This window comes from Streptococcus hepaticus (assembly GCF_043656315.1).
Taxonomy (GTDB): Bacteria; Bacillota; Bacilli; order Lactobacillales; family Streptococcaceae; genus Streptococcus; species Streptococcus hepaticus.
This window is the reverse complement of the sequence record NZ_JBINIY010000005.1, coordinates 88815-106123: the sequence shown is the minus strand read 5'-3', so window position 1 is coordinate 106123 and position 17309 is coordinate 88815. Positions and strand designations below refer to the sequence as shown.

Annotated in this window: 17 protein-coding genes and 1 pseudogene; 4 read left to right on the top strand and 14 right to left on the bottom strand. The window is 40.0% G+C overall.

What is annotated here, in order from left to right:
* Nucleotides 1–81 precede the first annotated feature (81 nt).
* Both ACHUFA_RS06100 and ACHUFA_RS06095 read right to left on the bottom strand, forming a co-directional pair.
* Complete coding sequence (locus tag ACHUFA_RS06100) at nucleotides 82–1356, bottom strand: PTS sugar transporter subunit IIC (RefSeq protein WP_222350008.1); 1275 nt, start codon at nucleotides 1354–1356, stop codon at nucleotides 82–84.
* 36 nt (nucleotides 1357–1392) lie between these two features.
* Entirely contained in the window at nucleotides 1393–2316 is a 924-nt protein-coding gene (locus ACHUFA_RS06095) for a DUF7916 family protein (protein ID WP_222350009.1), read from the bottom strand.
* 163 nt (nucleotides 2317–2479) lie between these two features.
* Here ACHUFA_RS06095 and ACHUFA_RS06090 point away from each other — a divergent pair, with 163 nt between their 5' ends.
* Together ACHUFA_RS06090 and ACHUFA_RS06085 are read left to right on the top strand one after the other, a co-directional pair.
* A complete protein-coding gene (locus ACHUFA_RS06090) occupies nucleotides 2480–3199 on the top strand; it encodes a GntR family transcriptional regulator (RefSeq protein WP_222350010.1) in 720 nt (239 codons plus the stop codon).
* A gap of 189 nt (nucleotides 3200–3388) precedes the next feature.
* A pseudogene (locus ACHUFA_RS06085) lies at nucleotides 3389–3502 on the top strand (transposase); the annotation flags it as partial.
* Between the two features lie 206 nt (nucleotides 3503–3708).
* Here ACHUFA_RS06085 and ACHUFA_RS06080 read toward each other — a convergent pair.
* From ACHUFA_RS06080 to ACHUFA_RS06060, 5 genes are all read right to left on the bottom strand, one after another.
* The gene (locus ACHUFA_RS06080; RefSeq protein ID WP_394405196.1) at nucleotides 3709–4014 is read right to left on the bottom strand and encodes a PTS sugar transporter subunit IIA; all 306 of its coding nucleotides are present in this window, start codon (nucleotides 4012–4014) and stop codon (nucleotides 3709–3711) included.
* Between the two features lies 1 nt (nucleotide 4015).
* On the bottom strand, nucleotides 4016–4330 hold the full coding sequence (locus tag ACHUFA_RS06075; RefSeq protein ID WP_394405195.1) for a PTS sugar transporter subunit IIB: 315 nt from the start codon (nucleotides 4328–4330) through the stop codon (nucleotides 4016–4018).
* 131 nt (nucleotides 4331–4461) lie between these two features.
* Nucleotides 4462–6273, bottom strand: a complete 1812-nt coding sequence (glmS, locus tag ACHUFA_RS06070; protein ID WP_222350013.1) for a glutamine--fructose-6-phosphate transaminase (isomerizing) — start codon at nucleotides 6271–6273, stop codon at nucleotides 4462–4464.
* Nucleotides 6274–6540: 267 nt separating this feature from the next.
* Entirely contained in the window at nucleotides 6541–7083 is a 543-nt protein-coding gene (gene lepB, locus ACHUFA_RS06065) for a signal peptidase I (protein ID WP_394405194.1), read from the bottom strand.
* Nucleotides 7084–7149: 66 nt separating this feature from the next.
* Nucleotides 7150–7767 (bottom strand): GDSL-type esterase/lipase family protein, encoded by a 618-nt coding sequence (locus ACHUFA_RS06060; protein ID WP_394405193.1) that lies wholly within the window; start codon nucleotides 7765–7767, stop codon nucleotides 7150–7152.
* Between the two features lie 75 nt (nucleotides 7768–7842).
* On the opposite strand from ACHUFA_RS06060, the gene ACHUFA_RS06055 reads away from it, so the two are divergent.
* On the top strand, nucleotides 7843–8955 hold the full coding sequence (locus ACHUFA_RS06055; protein WP_394405192.1) for an NAD(P)/FAD-dependent oxidoreductase: 1113 nt from the start codon (nucleotides 7843–7845) through the stop codon (nucleotides 8953–8955).
* Between the two features lie 24 nt (nucleotides 8956–8979).
* Here ACHUFA_RS06055 and nox read toward each other — a convergent pair whose 3' ends face one another.
* From nox to ACHUFA_RS06030, 5 genes are all read right to left on the bottom strand, one after another.
* Nucleotides 8980–10353, bottom strand: coding sequence for a H2O-forming NADH oxidase (nox, locus tag ACHUFA_RS06050; protein WP_394405191.1), 1374 nt, complete (start codon nucleotides 10351–10353; stop codon nucleotides 8980–8982).
* Between the two features lie 190 nt (nucleotides 10354–10543).
* Nucleotides 10544–11377, bottom strand: coding sequence for an SDR family oxidoreductase (locus ACHUFA_RS06045; protein ID WP_394405190.1), 834 nt, complete (start codon nucleotides 11375–11377; stop codon nucleotides 10544–10546).
* 9 nt (nucleotides 11378–11386) lie between these two features.
* Nucleotides 11387–12910: an ABC transporter permease/substrate-binding protein gene (locus tag ACHUFA_RS06040; protein WP_394405189.1), complete on the bottom strand. Its 1524-nt coding sequence runs from the start codon at nucleotides 12908–12910 to the stop codon at nucleotides 11387–11389.
* Complete coding sequence (locus ACHUFA_RS06035; protein WP_222349987.1) at nucleotides 12903–13631, bottom strand: ATP-binding cassette domain-containing protein; 729 nt, start codon at nucleotides 13629–13631, stop codon at nucleotides 12903–12905. Before ACHUFA_RS06035 ends, ACHUFA_RS06040 begins: the two co-directional genes overlap by 8 nt.
* Nucleotides 13632–13640: 9 nt before the next feature.
* Entirely contained in the window at nucleotides 13641–14084 is a 444-nt protein-coding gene (locus ACHUFA_RS06030; RefSeq protein WP_222350000.1) for a MarR family winged helix-turn-helix transcriptional regulator, read from the bottom strand.
* 300 nt (nucleotides 14085–14384) lie between these two features.
* Between ACHUFA_RS06030 and ACHUFA_RS06025 the strand changes: the two genes are divergently transcribed.
* Nucleotides 14385–14834, top strand: a complete 450-nt coding sequence (locus ACHUFA_RS06025) for a NusG domain II-containing protein (RefSeq protein WP_394405188.1) — start codon at nucleotides 14385–14387, stop codon at nucleotides 14832–14834.
* A 370-nt stretch (nucleotides 14835–15204) separates the two neighbouring features.
* On the opposite strand, the gene menA is transcribed toward ACHUFA_RS06025, so the two are convergent.
* Nucleotides 15205–16161 carry a 1,4-dihydroxy-2-naphthoate polyprenyltransferase gene (gene menA, locus ACHUFA_RS06020; RefSeq protein WP_394405187.1) on the bottom strand — a complete coding sequence of 319 codons (957 nt, stop codon included), beginning with the start codon at nucleotides 16159–16161 and terminating at the stop codon, nucleotides 15205–15207.
* Entirely contained in the window at nucleotides 16151–17191 is a 1041-nt protein-coding gene (locus tag ACHUFA_RS06015; RefSeq protein WP_394405215.1) for an FAD:protein FMN transferase, read from the bottom strand. The genes menA and ACHUFA_RS06015 overlap by 11 nt, the downstream gene beginning before the upstream one ends.
* Between the last annotated feature and the right edge of the window lie 118 nt (nucleotides 17192–17309).

Below are 17309 nucleotides of genomic sequence, written 5' to 3'. Positions count from 1 at the left end.
ATTTCTGCAAAAAATTCACCCTATCCTCAGTAACTCTACTAAAAATAGGATGAATTTTGAGCTTATTATGAAAGGATACGCCTATTTATTTTGGGCTGCTACTTCTTGCTCTTTGTGTAATTTTTCATTATCATCCATCTTAAAGAACGGATAATAAATCAGCATACTTACAAGAATAGTCACGATTTGGATAACCGCTCCGCTAATTTTATTTCCTGAAGCCAGGTAACCAGCAATAACTGGCGGTGTTGTCCATGGTACCACAGCACCAATTGGTTTAGCTACCCAACCAAAGTACATTGCGTAATAGGTAATGAGAGTTGTTACAACTGGTGCCATGACAAATGGAATCACCATGCGGAAATTCAAGATAGTTGGGAAACCGAAAAGAAGAGGCTCTGCAACTTGGAAGCTGACTGGCGCAATAGAAAGTTTCCCAAGTGCTTTATTTTCCTGACTCTTAGAACGGAAAAATACTAGAATTGCAAGCGCCATAACACAACCAGCACCGCCAGAAAATACGAAATTGTAAAGGAACTCATATGTAATAATATTTGGAACTTCTTGACCTGCTTGGAAAGCTACACGGTTGGCATCTGAATTTAGAATCAAAAGTGGTTCCAAAATTGGACCTGTTACCTGAGCTCCGTGGATACCAAACATCCAGAAGAAACATTGAATCAAAATCACTACAAGAATACCAGGTAAGGTTTTAGTCAATACACTAAGTGGTTCTGCAATTGTGTTGGCAATAAGTGCATGGACATTGTCGATACCACAAGCTTTAAAAATCATCAAAATAACAAACCACATAGTAATGATAGCGCCGCCAGGAATAATAGCTGAAAAAGCTTTAGCAACATTTGGTGGAACGGTATCTGGCATCTTAATGACGATATTTCTTTTAACAAAGAATTTAAAGATTTCTGTTGATACCAAGGCCGCAATAATACCTACAAACAAACCAGAAGTACCGAGATAGCGAAGCGGGAAACCATTCCCAGCGTCACTAGTCAAGACAGGTGTTAACAATACAAAGGATGCTAACGAAATCATACCCGCTGACATACGGTCAATATTATAGTGCTTGGCCAAATGATAAGCCACTGCAAATGTAACAACCAATCCCACAATACCAAATGTAGCATCGGTAGCCTTGTTTAAGAAGGCAGAGATACCAATGGTTTCTAGCCATTTTGCAAAAGCTTCCACTGGGAAGTTTGCAATTAACATAAACACGGAACCGATAATGATGAGGGGCATTGCTGTTGCCATCCCATCACGTAGAGCAATCAGATGTCGCTGATTAGAAATTTTTCCAGCAAACTTCTGAATTTTACCAATGTTGAACTTCATGTGATTTCCTCCTAAATAATTTTTGAAGTGTAGTAATTACCGACTATTTGAACGGGCTAACATGGTTAATTGGTGACGACGCCCACGAATAGCTTGGCCCATGCAGAAAATATTTTCTGGAAGAGCCATCCCATTAAATGAATCACCAATGTGCTGAATATCTGCACCGCAAGCTTTGGCAGCTAGGGAAATTTGGCGGATAGTATCTATGTCTGCCGAATCTTGACTAGTCCCATTTGCTGACATGACGAGGACCTTTTCTTCAATCGTTTTTCCCTTATTAAATTCTTTAACATAGTCAACAATTTCTCGTAAGTCTTGCTCCATAAAATGTGGAACTGTATAAGGAGCTGGAACCAGTAAAATATCGATTCCTGATTCCACTAACTTTTCAGCAATTTCCAAATTCATCACAGGTTCATCCACTCCTGCACCATGCATTTTGCCAGCAATTACTAAACCTTTAAAATATTGTTTCGCTAAATCTATTGAATGGAAAATAGAGTCGTTAGATACTCCTGTTCCTGGATTTCCTGTTAAACAAATAAAATCAAAACCTAAATCATTTGCCATCTTCAATGTTTTAGGTGATACCAATCTTCCAATCGAAATTTCTGCCCTATTCTCGTTCATTGGCGCATTCGGATCAACCGGTTCCAAATTGATCCCGATACTACGACCAACTGCTTTTTTCACCCAAGCGATTGGATTCTGTTGCGCTTCTTCTGGTGCACCATTGATTTTTGGATGCAAAACATCTAAAGCATTAAACAAAATCAAGTCAGCTCCTGCTGCACGTTCTAACTCTGCATTCGTAACACCCATTAAAAATTGGGGATGTGTTGGAACATTTTCGGCCATAATCGTTCTGCCTTCTGAAGCAAGGATAGCTTGCTTCAATTCTATCGGACTAACTTCTAAAAAGTCTTTAGCAGAAAAATCTAATAATCGTTTTCCCATAATTCACCTCATTATTTGTTATAACAACTTATCTTTAGACAGATTGTACACCTTTCTGTAAGCGGTGTCAATATTCTTTTTTAACTTTTTTCAACTTTTTCTTGACTATTTTTTGTTTTTATTTAAAAATAATGTTATAACCATATACAAGGGAGTCTATTCAATGCTAGATAATTCCAATAAGCAGCCCTTATATTTTCAATTGTTTGAGAGTCTGCTAAGCTATATTCAAAATGAACTGAAACCAAATGATAAATTACCAACCGAAAAAGAAATCGGAGAAGAATATGCCGTTAGTCGGATGACTGTTCGACTTGCAATGAAAGAATTGGAAAAACGGGGCTACATCTTCCGTGTCCAAGGAAAGGGCTCTTTTGTTTCTCAAATAAAAAATGAACACTCCAATACCTTCCTAATGTTAGATTTAGAAAACCATTTTGATAATACAAAGCAAGATGATTTTTCATCCGTGGTATTTGGCTATAGTTTAGAAACAGCTAATCAAAAACTGCAACAACAAATGCGACTTTCAAAGGGAGCCAAGGTTCTTCGCATAAAAGTCCAACACAACTTGAAAGACACAGCCATTGCTACTGAAGATCTCGTCTTAAAAGATGACCTCTTTCATAACATATCTCCTGAAACCATTGAAAAACATACACTAGATACAATTCTGAAAGAAAAAAATATCCGTATCAAAGCGATTGAAGAACAGTATACCCTTAGTCCTTTAGGGGAAAAAATCGCTCACCATTCTAAAAGTGAGCAGGTCTTAACGATTACAAAATTCGTCTATGATCAAGACAATAATCTGGTACTGATTAGTCACCAAAAATTATTAACCAACAAGCCTATTTACAAAAACTTTATATGGTCAAATTAAGCGTAAAAGCCTGGATAAAAAATCCAGGCTTTTACCATGATATTATGTGACTTTTAGTCGTTTTCGCTCCGAAGGTGCGAAACAATAAACCACCCGCTATGCGGGTGCGCATCGGTTGTTATACAAAAAATCTCCAATCGGAGTACAATAAAGGTGCTCAAGCCTATTGTAAAGCGAAAGGAGAAAAATATGGTACAAAAGGCACATAGTTTATCACACACAAAGTGGAGGTGTAAATATCACATTGTGTTCACCCCTAAGTATAGACGAAAAATCATCTATAATCAATACAAAAACATGATATCGCACTAGATAAACTAAGTGTGAAAGAGTATGAAGATCCCTTTAGGGATAATGGCAAGTAGTACCAATGCTTCTTTGAGAAGCTGGTGACGAGTCAAGAGCAGTGAGGCTTGAACAACGTGAAAGCCAACGTCTTTAGCGATGGCTGGTATTTTGGGCTTATAGCCCCTGTTCAAACTACCCGTCTAACGGGTGGTTATGATTTTCTATTTCAAATACAGATCAATCAATTCTTCTGCAAATAGTTTAATCGTTTCAATACTAGCCATCTGATCTTCAGCATGCATGAAAATAAGGGAAAAGTCCAAATGCTCTCCTGCTGCTTCTTTTTGAATCAATTGGGCATGAATTTTGTGAGCTTGCATAAATAATTTACTCGCTTCTTCCAGTTTGGATTCCGCTAATTCGCTATTCCCTTTTTTAGCAGCTCTTAGAGCCTCTACATAGCAGGTCTTTGCCATACCACTATTAGAAATAATCTGGAAACAAATCAACTCAAATTCTTCAGTCATCTTAATCTCCCATTAATTCACGGGCGTGTTTAAGAACATTAGCCCCATTCATCATACCGTAATCCATCATATTAATGACTGCAAATGGAACTCCGTTTAACCGTGGGTCGTCTTTAAATTCATATTCCATATAACCAACTTGTGGGCCTAACAAGATAACATCTGCTTTTGTTTTTTCTAACTCCAAGATTAATTCCGAGACAGATACGGCAAAAATGGTCGCTGGATAATCTTGACTAGCTGCTGCTTCTTGCATTTTTGTGACTAGAAGACTGGTACTCATACCAGCTGAACAAGCTAAAATAATCGTTTTCATGTTATTTCTCCTTGGAAATGTTTGTTTCTTGATAAGTTGTTATAACAATTATACATCCTTAGCTTTATTTTGTAAAGCGCTTTCTTTTAAAAAATTTAAAAAGGCTTGGAATTTCTTCCAGCCTAGATAGTTTATTCAACTGTAACAGCTTTTGCAAGGTTACGTGGTTTATCAACGTCAAGCCCTCGTTGGAGTGATGCATAGTAGGCAATCAACTGAGTTGGGATAACCATTGAAATGCTTGACAAGTATGGGTGTACAGGATTCATGACAAGGTCATCACCTTCACGTTCCACACCTTCTTCTGAGATAATCAATGTGTGGGCACCACGTGATACAACTTCTGCGATATTACCACGCGTATGAGCTGCCACTTTTTCATTGGCAGAAAGGAGAGCGATAACCGGTGTTCCCTCTTCAATCAAGGAAATAGTACCGTGTTTCAATTCACCAGCTGCAAAACCTTCTGTTTGGATATATGAAATTTCTTTCAATTTGAGGGCTGCTTCCATGGTTACATAGTAGTCATTGCCACGACCGATATAGAAGGCATTGCGAGTTGTTGCCAAGAGTTTCTCAACTTTCTCCGCAATCACATCTTTTTCAGATAGAGTTGACTCGATGGATTGGGCAACGAGTGACAATTCATGCACCAAGTCAAAGTCAATTGCTTCTTGTTTGCCATTTGCTTCACCGACAGCTTTTGCCAAGAAGGCAAGTGCTGCAATCTGAGCTGTGTAGGCTTTTGTTGAAGCTACGGCAATTTCTGGTCCAGCATGTAAGAGCATAGTGTAAGTTGCTTCACGAGACAAGGTTGAACCTGGTACATTGGTGATGGTCAAACTTGGGATTCCCATTTCATTCGCTTTTACCAATACCTGACGGCTATCCGCTGTTTCACCAGATTGGGTCAAGAGAACGAAGAGTGGTTTCTTGCTAAGAAGTGGCATGTGGTAACCCCACTCTGATGCTACTCCTAATTCAACTGGTGTATCTGTCAAGGCTTCTAACATATTTTTAGAAGCAAAACCAGCATTGTAGGAAGTTCCAGCTGCCAAGATATAAATACGGTCAGCCTCTTGAACAGCCTTGATGATATCTGCGTCAACGATCATTTTGCCATCTTCATCAGAATAGGTCGAAATGAGTTTACGCATAACGGTTGGTTGCTCATCAATTTCTTTGAGCATGTAGAATGGATATGTACCTTTACCGATATCAGACAAGTCTAGTTCCGCAGTATATGAACCGCGCTCGATTGCGTTTCCATCATAGTCCATCACTTCAACGCTATCTTTTTTCACGATAACCAACTCTTTATCATGGATTTCCATGTACTCACTAGTTTCGCGAATCATAGCCATGGCATCTGAGCAGACCATGTTATAGCCATCGCCAAGACCAATCAAGAGTGGTGATTTATTTTTAGCAACGTAGATTGTTTCTGCATCTTCAGAGTCAATCAAGGCAAATGCATATGAACCTTGGATGATATGGAGAGCTTTTTTAAAGGCTTCCAAAACAGACAAACCGTCTTCAACGAATTGACCGACCAAGTGAACAGCGATTTCTGTATCTGTTTGACCTTTCAAAGTATGACCAGCAAGATAGGTGTTTTTGATATCCAAATAGTTTTCAATCACGCCATTGTGAACCAAGACAAAACGACCTGTTTCAGATGTATGAGGGTGAGCATTATCTTCGGTTGGTTTACCATGTGTTGCCCAACGAGTATGACCAATACCAATTGTATCTTCTGTGTGCTCGCCAACTTTTGCTGCCAAGTCTGCAATACGACCAACTGACTTCACCAAGCGACCTGTTCCAGCTCCTGTTACGAAAATACCTGCTGAATCATATCCACGGTACTCCAACTTTTCAAGCCCTTGAATCAAAATATCGGTTGCACTTGTATTTCCTACAACACCAACAATTCCACACATACTGTAATACCTTTAACCTTTCGATTACTTTCATCTATAAATTAGAAATTGGTCTAGTTATATTTCCAACTAAAAACCTCAATGTGTACAGTATATTACAAGTCTTTTTACTTGTCAAGAAATAAATTGGTATAGTCTATTAGGAAGTTGTCTACATAAAGACAGATACGGCAGTCCATCTTACATATAAAAATATAAGTTCAATAACTCTTCTGACCAGCCCCAGCTCTGCTTCGCAATCGTTAAGGGGCATAGAAAAAACTAGCTCTACTGAGCTAGTCCGGTTTCGATAAATCCAAATTTTTTAAGCGGGCTAAGTCTGAAAAAGACTTGGCCAATAATATCTTTCTTTGCAATCAGTCCGAATTGGCGGCTATCACGTTTGTCTGAACGGTTATCATTGAGGAGCAAAAATTCATTTTTAGGAACAGAGACATGCTCTCCTTCTGTTAAGGTGGCAATGGTTAAGTCCTCTGTGAAGTACTCTTCTGGGCTTTCTGTCTTCAAATACTGTTCATCAATGATTTTATTATTCCGATAGAGGACATCATCCATATAGGTCACAGTATCACTCTGAGCAGCAATAATTCGTCCTACATATTTTTTACCATCTACCTGATACAGAACAAAATCACCATAAGTCAATTTTGAACTTTTAGAAGCAACTACTAGACTGCCTTTTTCCAAATACTGATTAGCCATTTGGCTATTTACTGTTACCGGTTCAAAGAACCATATCCGCAATGCAACTAGACCGATGACGACTAAAATCCCCGTCACAATCTGCGCAATCAAATCTCGCTTTACCATCAAACTCTCCTAAACAATCTCTTTCCTACAATTATAGCATATTTTTCCAAAAAAATCCTTGACCCTTTACCCTAATAGATGAGAAAAAACGGTCTGCGCTACTAGTTGGTTCCCTAGGGGAGTCAGATGAAGGCCGTCACTATAATATTCTTCTCTTCCTTCTGTTAAAGGATAAAGATTGATGGCTGTCACACCAAATTCTTCTGCAATTTCTGGGATAAGTACTTGCAGTTCATCTCGAATAATCGCATTATTAAGCCCAAAACGACTGGTTGGTACAAATGGTGGAACTACCAAAAAAACATCTGGATGACTTGGTAAGTTTATGTAACGCTCTACCATTTTTCGGTACTCGCTGACAAATCTTTCCTTATTCCAATAGGGACCTCGACTGTCATTACTGCCAATCATAATGATAACAATATCCGCATCGCTTTCTAAAGAAAGTTGCGCATTTTTTTCATTAAAATAAGGAAAATCAGCTGTTGATTGCAAGGAACGACCGCTAAGCCCAAAATTGCTAACTTGATAATGACTTCCTAGCAAATCCGCTAAAATAGATGGGTAGGCATCTTCTTCTCGATTCCCTAATCCATATCCATAGGTCAAACTATCGCCAACCGTTGCTACCTTTATAGCGCCAGCCCCTTTTACTAAAACTTGAGGGTACAACTCTTCTGCCATTTTTCTCTCCTTTTCTTTATTGTACCATGTTCAGCCAGATAAGAAAACCGACTTGATTTGTGCTATAATTGTCCTATGAAAAAAGATATCGTCATTATCGGAGGAGGGATTGTTGGCTCTACTGCTGCTTTTTACCTCTCGCAAAAACAAGAATTTCTGATAACTTTGATTGATGAAGGAATCGGAACAGCAACTCGTGCCGCGGCTGGTATCATATGCCCTTGGCTGTCGCAACGTCGCAACCAAGATTGGTACAAACTGACCTCCGAAAGTGCCGCCTTTTATCCTCTGCTCATGATGGATTTAGAAAAGGCTGGCTTTTCCGAATCAGCTTACAAACAAACAGGTACTCTTGTCTTCAAAAACAAAGATAAACTGTTGCAAAAACTGGAAAAAATCGCTTTAGATAGACGAGAAAATGCTCCAACGATTGGGCAATTAAGTCTATTTACTGGTCAAACAGTCCAGCAGCTCATTCCCCAACTTTCAACAGACCAAGGTGCCATCCTAGCTAGTGGTGGCGGACGGGTAGATGGTAATAAACTGCTGGAACATTTGCAGACTGCTTTTGTGAAAAATGGCGGGCTACTGCTGAAAGGAAAAGCAAATTTAATAGATACGCACACTGTCTCTCTGAGAGAACAAGTTCTCAAGGCGGATCAGATTATTCTAGCTGCTGGCGCATGGTTGCCAAACTTGCTTACTCCTCTAGGCTATTCAGTGGATGTTCGTCCGCAAAAAGGACAGCTCTTGGAAGTGGAAACTGACTTTGCCACAGAGGACTGGCCAGGCTGTATGCTCCACGGCGAAATTGATATTCTTCCTTTTGAAAATGGCAAGTTGGTCATTGGTGCTAGTCACGAAGATGATATTGGGTACGACTTGAATTTAGATACAGAAATCATCTCCCACATGAAGAAAACAGCTGCTGAATTTATTCCGCAAATTGCTGAACTTCCTATTTCTGCTACGCGAATTGGAACACGAGCCTATACTTCAGACTACGCTCCATTTTATGGTAATCTATCTGACCAGTCACACATCTGGGTAGCAAGTGGACTAGGCTCTTCTGGATTGACTTCTGGACCTTTTATCGGCTGGCAAATTGCTCAAGAAATTCAACAACTAGAAAACGAATTCGACCGACAAGCTTATTCACCTGATAAATACATTAAAAAAATCGACTAACCTGTAGTCGATTTTTTATCTTGCTTATTTAGCTGAGATAGCTGCTTTAGCAATGTAGTTCAATGGTTGGTTGAAGTGTGGCAAGAAGAACAAGTCAAGGAGAGCCAAGCGGTCGATTGTTACGCCTTCTTGGATTGCCAATGAGAACATGTGGATACCCATAGACATGTCTTCACGAGATACCATTTGTGCACCAAGCACTTTGCGAGTATCTTTATCGTAAACGATTTTCACTGTTACTTCGTGGTTATCTTCTTCCATGAAGGAAGCTTTTTGAAAGTCAGTTGACTCAACGACAACTGGATTGAAGCCAAAGCGTTTTGCTTTTTCTTCTGTCAAACCAGTTGAAACCATGTTAAGACCGTAGATTGAGATACCGTTTGAACCTTGAACACCGAGTGATTCAACTTCAACACCAGCAGCATTGTGACCAGCTACCACACCTGAACGAAGAGCGTTTGATGCAAGAGCGATGTAATTCACATCGTTAATAGCATTGTCAAATACTGTCGCACAGTCACCAACTGCGTACACGTCTTTGATGCTTGTTTCTTGTTTTTTGTTTACAAGGTAAGCGCCGTTGCGGAATGTTTCCAATTTACCAGCACCAAGAGCTGTATTTGGACGGAAACCTACTGCAAGAACGACCATATCAACATCGCGGCTTGTTTTGTCAGTTACGATGCGTTCAACTTTACCGTCACCTTCGATAGCTTTAACAGTCTCACCAAATGCCAATTCGATACCGTTGTCAGCCATGTTTTTGCTCATCATGTCTGAAAGGTCGCGGTCATAGTAACCAGCCAAGCAAGTATCCACAACGTCAATCAAGATCACTTCTTTACCATGACGTTGGAAGGCTTCAGCAAGTTCAACACCGATATAACCAGCACCTACAACTGCTACGCGTTTGATATCTTGTGATTTGTCTTCCAATTTATCGATAACTTGTTGTGCATTTTGGAACAATTTAACGAATTGAAGGTTTTCAAGAGTTGCTTCAAATTCAAGTGAACCTTCTTTAATTTCTGCACCAGCGATTGGTGGCAAGATTGGTTGTGAACCTGTTGCCAAAATCAATTTGTCGTAGGTTTCAACATGCTCTTGACCGTCAACCAAGGCAGTAACAGTTTTTGCATCATAGTCAATTGATTGAACTGGTGAGTTCATGTAAATGCGTGCGCCTTTTGCTTCAAGCATTTCTTTGTTTGCGTAGAAAAGACCTTCTGAACCAGAAATTTGGTTACCAATCCAAAGAGCCATACCACAGCCCAAGAAAGAAATGTTAGAGTTTTGGTCAAAGACAACTACTTCATTTTGTGAACCGTAGTTATCCAAAAGTGTATTGATACTTGAAGTACCGGCGTGGTTTGCACCAACAACAACGATTTTTGCCATAGAAAAATCTCGCTTTCAAAATATTATTTTATACCATACATTATAACTTACTCTGTTACCGATTACAAAAAATATGCTCATTATTTCACAATATTTTTATTTATGTAAATATCGACTCAAAAAATAGATTTTCGCTTGCAAATCGTACTAAAAAACGGACCTCATAAAAGTCCGTTGTGTTTTGATTATTCTAGTCAAGAGTCTTGACGTATTCTGACAAGGAGGTCGCTGGACATCCTAAAACACGCTCAATGTCTGATGAGACACCTTCCTGTTCACCGACTGAAATGGCTGTGTAGGTCGATACCCAGCTGTCGTATTCCCAGGCTTCTGCTGGCCAGACCTTGCGCGATTCATAGGCTTCTTCTACTGTTTCACGGATATAGGCAATGTTGCGACCAAGTTTGCTAGCCATGAGGTCTACAATTTCCTGCATGGTGAGATTTTCTGGTCCAGTCATGTCTAGAATTTGATTTTCCCATTGGCTAGGATTTTTCAAAATTTCAACAATCACTTGGGCAACATCTTGCCTCAAGACAGCTGATACCTTTCCATTTCCAGCTGGACCACGAATTTCATCATATGCTAGGCACAATTCTACAAAAAAGTCCATGTAAAAATTATCCCGCAAGAAGGTATAGGTAAAACCCTGTTCTTTGATATAGTTTTCAGTCTTGGCATGGTCTCGTGACAAAGTAAAGGTTGCGGTCTCGCTAGCATTATAAAAGGAAGTATAAATGATATGATGCACCCCCGCTGCCTTGGCTGCATCAATGAAGTCCAAGTGCTGTTGCAGGCGGTTTGGATGCTCCTTCCCTGATACCATAAAGAGAATATCTACTCCTGCCAAGGCTTGACGGCTTTCCTCTGAATTTTCATAGGCGGCACGGACTAGCTGGGCAGATTCATATTTTTTCGCTCTTTCTGGACTTCTGGCAAGATGACGACTGGTGATGCCTACTTGGGCTAGCTTTTCAGCAACAAAACTGCCTAAATTTCCTGTTACACCTGTAATAGCAATCATAATTTCTCCTTATTTCTTGATGAGATTTTCTTTTTCCAAATAATTTCTAGCAACTTCCGCTGCAGATTTTCCTTCTACACCGACTTGGTAGTTCATTTGGCTCATATCCGCTTCACTGATTTTCCCTGCTAATTGATTGAGAATTTTCTTCAGTTCTGGATGTTTTTTCAGTAAGGATTGAGATAAGAGCGGAGCGCCTTGGTAGGGCGGAAAGAGTTCTTTGTCATCTTTTAAGACTTGCAAATCATACTGGGTAATTTCGGGGTCCGTTGAGTAGGCATCCGTCAACTGAATGTCTCCTAAAGAGATAGCTTGGTAACGCAAGGCTGGCTCCATAGTGGAAACCTGTAAGTTCAAGCCATAGATAGACTGAAGCCCTTTATTTCCGTCCTCACGGTCATTAAATTCTAAAGTAAAACCTGCCTTGAGCTGACTTTCAAGTCCTGCTAAGTCAGAAATGCTTTTCACGCCATACTGCTCTGCTATTTTCCGAGGAAGGACAAGCGCATAGGTATTCTGATAGGCCATTGGCTTTAAGAGGACCAACTTATCCTGTTGTAAAATACCATCACGCGCTGCTTCATAGACCTGCTGGGCATCATTTGACACCACTGGCGACGACTGGAGTAAGGACGATGTCACCGTACCCGTAAACTCTGGATAAAGATCAATCTTTCCAGACTTTAAGGCCTCATATAGGAAGGTTGTCTTCCCAAAATTCGGCTTTAATTCCACCTGCAAATCGCTATCCTGCTCGATCAATATCTTGTACATATTGATGAGGATTTCTGGCTCAGGACCCAGCTTTCCTGCAACCGTAATAGTTTCTTTGGCTTGCATTTTTGGGAAAATAGCTGGCGCGTAGGATAGAAACAGTCCCAGTACCAAGACCCCAAAACTCGCAAAAATAGTCCGAGGTCGCGCCTTTTCTAAAAATTTGAGTAAAAAGTTAAAACCAATTGCTAAAATCGCTGACGAAATCGCCCCGATCAAAATCAAGCTAGAATTATGACGATCAATCCCTAGCAAGATAAAGGAACCCAGTCCACCTGCACCGATAAGAGCCGCTAAGGTTGCTGTCCCAATAATCATGACAGCTGCCGTCCGAATTCCAGACATAATAACAGGCATAGCAAGAGGCAATTCAAATTTTTTGAGACGCTCCCACCTGTTCATCCCAAAGGCAATTCCGGCCTCTTTCAAACTCGGGTCAATCCCAGCTAGTCCTGTCAAGGTATTTTGCAAGATAGGAAATAAGGCATAAATGACCAAAGCTGTTAGAGCAGGTAAGGTTCCAATCCCCATTATCGGAATAAGCAAACCCAAAATCGCTAAAGACGGAATGGTCTGAAATACACCTGCGATCTGTAAGATCAGCTCTGCTATTTTCCGATGAGGACTAAGAAAAATCGCTAAGGGAAGAGCCAATAATATAGCCAAGAGAAGCGTCAAAAGAGATAGCTGCAAATGCTGAGCGAGGGCTGTCAGCCAATCGCCCAATCGGCTCTCAAAAGTCGACAACAAACTAGTCATGACAGCCACCTCCAAACAAGTCCTTCACAAAGTCATTGGCTGGCGCTTCTAAGATTTCTTTCGGACTGGCCAGCTGGACGATTTCTCCCTCATGAAGTACAGCAATCCTATCCGCCAAAGTCAAGGCCTCATCCGTGTCGTGGGTCACAAAAATAGTCGTCATCCCAAATTCCTCATGTAACTCCTTGGTCAAGACCTGTAATTGCTTCCTAGAAATAGCATCCAAGGCTGAAAAAGGCTCATCCATGAGCAGTATGCTAGGCTGGGCAATAATCGCCCTCAAAATCCCAATCCGTTGCTGCTCACCACCTGATAAATCCTTGGGATAGCGATGACCATATTCAGCAAATGGTAATCCCACGCGTTCCATTAAGGCGGTCATTCTCTCTTGCGCTTCTAACTTCTTCCACTTTTTCATCTCAGGAATTAAGAGAATATTTTCTGCAACTGTAAGATTTGGAAAGAGTGCAATCTGTTGCAAAACATAACCGATTGATAGGCGGAGGTCACGCAGGGGTAGACTGGTCAACTCCTTTTTGTCTAGAAAAATCTGACCACCCGTTGGCTCAATTAAACGATTCACCATTTTCAGTAAGGTCGTTTTACCAGAACCACTAGGACCGACTAGAACCATAAACTCACCTGACTTGATTCGTAAGTTGATTTCTTTGAGAATAATTCCCTCACCATAGGTCTTTTTTACTTCTTTAAATTCAATCATCGTCACTCCCTATTTTCTAGAAGCTGCTTGCAGATTTTTTAAAATCCGCTCCATATACGCTTCAAAGTCAGCTATTTCTCGCTCTGAAAATCCTGTGTAAAAAATGTCTGCCAACTCTTGACTAACCTTGTCGCCAATCTTTTCCTGAGACCAACCAAGTTCTGTTAAAGTAACAAATTTCTTACGTTTATCATTTGGATGTTCTTGAAAGATTAGCAACTTCTGCTCTTCCAAACGCTTGAGCATGTTGGTTAATGTATTATTGGCCAAACCTGTCTTAAGCGCTATGTCTGTTGCTGTCAGACAGCCTTCATTGGACCACAGAGCCGACAAGATTTTTCCTTGCTCACTACGGTACAAAACATCTGGTTCCTTGTTCAATAAACTTTGAAAGAGCCGTCCATTCAACAAGTGGACTTGCATGTTCAAATATCCACCCTTACTTTTTTCAATCATATGCCACACTTATTTCTATATAGAACTATTAATTAGACATATATTACCATATAGAATTATTGAGGTCAAATAAAATAACTCGAAATACAGGGAGCTCATTAACAGTTCAAAAGAGGACGGAAATGGACAAGGATACAAGTCTATTTTTAACTTTTAATAGCCTTCCATACGAAAAAAGCAGCAACAGAGAATACAAAAATCTCGAACTCTCTGTAATCAATCTCTTAAATAGGAAATTTCACAAGCAAGTCTAGATATGTTATAATAGTAGGAATTATGTTTGGAAATGAGCGAGTAATGAAAAATATTTTAAAATTATTTCGGCCTTTTGACTATATTCTGATTGGATTAGCCATCCTCTTCTCTTTCACTCCTATGATCATCTCCACCTATTTTTACCAACAAGACCTTGCAAAGGATACGAGTCGGTTAGTAGCTATTGTCAAAATTAATGGAGAAATTATAGACGAACTTCTCCTTGATGAAAATGCTGGTTCAAAATTAAAGACCTACTATCCCAACGAAGGTCAATACAATATTGTTGAAACCAACAGCGGATGGATTCGTGTGAAAGAAGATAATAGCCCTGATCAGATTGCTGTCAATACAGGCTGGATCAATAAAGAAGGACAAATTCTAGTTTGTCTTCCCCATCAATTTGTCATTGAAATTCATCGTAAAGGTGAGATAAATGATAAAGACCAAGATAAGGAAGACGATGAAGACGAGTTAATTTTACCTATTTAACAAGATATAGAAAAAGGGAGTGGGAAATAACTCATAGCAATCAACAAAGAGTTCCCCTCGCTCCCTTATTTATAAGCTCAGGCAGAAAACGTCCACTGGACCTTTTCTCTCCCACCCCCGCATAGCTCAAAAGGTTCAGTGAACCTTTTGAGGCTGGAAATGAAGCGAAATTTTCGCGTCAACATAGGCTATCTTTGAATGCCAATCAGCAGTGGTTGTCGGTGCTAAAGCACCCCGTCAACTGTGCAGGGGAAAGACTATACTATTAAAATAGCAAGGCTTTCTCCCAACCACTGCGTCTTGCAATTCTAGCTCAAATAAAATTAGAGTTGGACTTTTGGCCCAGCTCCTTTTTTCTATTGATTGCCCTCTACTTAAATAACAAGGCGAAAACAAGTACCATCAGATACATCGCCGAAAAGAGAACAAAGTTTTTAATAGAGTTGATAAAGGTTTCACGTTTGATTTGTTTGGCCTGAAAATTCTTCAGATTCTTTGTAAATGGCACAAGACCAATAAATCCAATCAGCGTCCAGATTGGCAACAAACCTGTCAAACCATAGATTACCCACAGTACCCAAGGAAGCCAGCTTAAGACTGTATACAGCACGACGCCCAGCTTAGGGCGGATATAGTGGACTAATGTAAAACGGTGATTCCGCAAATCCTGCTCATAGTCACAAAGATTATTGGCCAACATGATATTGGCAATCAAACAAATCAATGGAATGGTCATAAAGAAAATCTTGATTGTTTCGAACCAATTCCAAGCAATCGCTGCTGTGCCGAGTCTCAAATCCCAGCCGCTTGCTAAAATAGCACTTGGATTCTGGATATAGACCGCTAAGAAGAAAATACCGAATCCCATTGTCACACCTGAAAAAATTTCACCAAGTGGCAGTCGTGACAAGGGCATGGGACCAAAGGTATAGAAAATACCGATTAAAAAGCAAAGTCCTCCGATTGGCAGTAGCAATAAATCCGTTCTGAACACAAGAAAAACTGAAAAGAGAACAGCTATTCCCAACAGGATAAAAATAATCTGCATCATCTGTTGAAAGTCCAAGCCATGTTTTCCAATGACATTCTCTTGCGCCTTGTACTCCGCATCAACCGCTTTATGGTAATCCATCGCATTGTTGATAGCTGTTGTACACATATCAAAAGAGAGAACAGCTATAATAAACAAAAAAGTGTTGACCCAATTCAATGGTCCATAAGCATAGCTAGACCATAACAAACCGATCATCATGGGAAAAACACTAGCAACTTTTGTTTTTAATTCTACAAATTCTAAAAAAACTGGAAGAGTTAATTTATTCTGCAAGATGATACTCCTTATTTGTTAATTGAAATGTATCTTTCAACCCTTGACTGAGGTGAACACCGTGGTCTTTGTCAATAAAGACTGCTTCGACACCATCTAACTGATTGACATATGCTAGTCCGTCTTCTATTCCATAGATAAATAGAGTGGTTGATAGGCTGTCGCCTTGAGTAGAGGTCTTGGTAAAGACGGTCACACCTGAAATGCTATTCTCAACAGGATAACCTGTGTGGGGATTCAAAATATGATGATAGATTTTTCCATCTTGCTCAAAGAACCGTTCGTAAATTCCAGAAGTTACAATAGAACTATCTTTTTTGAAGACGTAGCCAACGGTTGCGCCTCGTGTCTCATCAGGATCCTGAACACCAACTTTCCAGCCCTTAGAATGATTTGGTGAAGTTCCCATAACAACGACATTTCCACCAAGATTGATAATGGCAGTTGTGACGCCGTCTTTTTTCAACACTTCTTTGACACCATCTGCAATATAGCCTTTTGAAATTGCTCCAAGTTCTAAACTCATGCCTTTTTCAATATAGACAGTTCCTTTTTCCTTGTCTAAATGAATCTTTTTATAATCTACATGTGGTAGGGCCGTTTCAATTTCTTGCTCAGCAGGTTTACGTGCATCCTCGGAACCAATTTTCCAAAGCTGGTTAATCACGCCAATTGAGACATCAAATCGACCTTGACTCTCTTTAGAAACTTGAATAGAACGTTCGATGAGTTCAAAGGTTCTAGGGTCAACTTTTACAGCTTCTTTACCTGCGGCTTGATTGATATTATAAACATCTGCCCCCTCTTCATTCGCTGATAAAAGGCGTTCCATTTCTTTGATATAGGCAATCGCATCCTCTATCGTTTTCTCTTGATTTTCATGATAAATACTTAACTGTACAACAGTATGCAAGAGTGATTCGGTCCTCATCAAGGGAGTTTTTACGACAGGAAGACTTGTTGTTTTCTGTGCTGACTTGTGACATGCTCCTAGAAGAGCCACTGTAATAAGGAGCACCACACAAGCCATTAGTTTATGAAAATATTTCACTTTTTTCTCCTTCAACGAAAAAGGAAGCTGGGACCATCGTCAACAGCTTCTCTTTTTATGTTCTAGCATTTCTTTCGATATGTGACCGAAACCACAC